The organism is Bartonella sp. AP258QHHD (assembly GCF_042196145.1).
Taxonomy (GTDB): domain Bacteria; phylum Pseudomonadota; class Alphaproteobacteria; order Rhizobiales; family Rhizobiaceae; genus Bartonella.
Genome location: NZ_JBHIPR010000026.1, coordinates 1 through 1378, shown reverse-complemented (window position 1 = coordinate 1378; position 1378 = coordinate 1). Strand labels below are relative to the sequence as shown.

Sequence of the window (1378 nt, the reverse complement as noted above, 5' to 3'; positions counted from 1 at the left end):
GATCTCTCCCCCACATTTCTATGGAAAAACCTCTAAACAAAACTGTTTAGCCCGTCAATGGTTAATACATCAATATCCCCATAAATATAAAAGATAAATTTGCTCAACCATATCCCCTTGCATTCATAGAGTGAACCTTTAAAGAACGCCTTATCTATAAGTTTTGAAGGTTTTGAGTATTTTGAGAAACCTTCAAAACCTATCTATAAAATGCGTGGTAAAATGTATCAAAACACTCATTCTGATATCTTAAAGCACATGCTTCATTTGTCTTTTTTCCATAAAATAAACAGCAAATTTCACTATTTTTCTGATCTGACCCCGTGTCATGGGCTTTGGATAAACCGCATTTAAAAAACTTTTTGAAAAAAATTTATCCGCTTTTAAATGACTTTACCTCACCTGATACTCGCTATTTATCCTAAATAGATTTAATTGACGTCATTATTAAAGCATTAAAAGATTTTGCTGATATCAAAGCAGGTACCTTAGGCGGCTTTATTGAAAAGGAAGATAACCTCTCTCATGAGGGCAATTGCTGGGACTATGATGAGGCTCTTGTGTTTAAAAATGGTCACGTTTATGAAAATGCAAGGGTTTATGGCAATGCTAGGGTTTATGAAAATGCCAATATTCATGGCATTGCTGTTATTCGTGAAAATGTCGGCGAGTCTACTAAAATAAAAACCTATACTGAACGTCTCTCTCCTTATGGTGAATTAGAGATTGTCTGGGTCTAATCAATAAAGCGGTGTAAATGAAAGTACAGGCGTGGCGGGGGCGCTCCTCTTTCAAATTTTCCTATTCCAAATTTTAGCAAACGTTTATCATATTAGATTGTGAGGGTATCTTTATGTGCAAAAAATACCAATTAACAAATGAAATCAAACAAATTAAAGATAGAATTACTAAGAAAATTACAAACCTTTATCGCATTAAAGCTTTAAAAGACTTTGATGATGTCAAAGTAGGTGATCTGGGAGGCTATATCGAAAAGGAAAGTAACTTATCCCATGATGGCAATTTCTGGGTGTATGATAATGCGTGGGTTTATGGCAATGCCAAGATTTCCTATCATGACAAGGTCTGGGGTAAAGCCTATGGCAATGCAAAATTAAACAGTCAAAGTAAGTGTCGTTCCAAAAAAATGTAAGGTTTATGAAAACGATAATGTTGTCAATATAACTGATAAAACAGAATAAAAATAGATATGGGGGGCGTGCCTTTTTATGGTGTATAAACGCATATAAAATGCATTGCTATAAACATATCATAAAAGAGAGAGTAAAATAAAAGAAAGCCGTGCCAAGTGATATGACGCGGCTTTCAAATAGCGTTTCTTATTGATTAAAATGAATCATCCACAATGGAGTAATGA

At 34.3% G+C, this 1378-nt stretch carries 2 pseudogenes; both read left to right on the top strand.

The annotated features are described in order from the left end of the window. Positions 1–446 precede the first annotated feature (446 nt). Positions 447–740, top strand: a pseudogene (locus tag ACFIMM_RS03130) (hypothetical protein); the annotation flags it as partial. 113 nt (positions 741–853) lie between these two features. Continuing rightward, positions 854–1129 (top strand): annotated as a pseudogene (locus ACFIMM_RS03125) (hypothetical protein); the annotation flags it as partial. Positions 1130–1378: the final 249 nt, after the last annotated feature.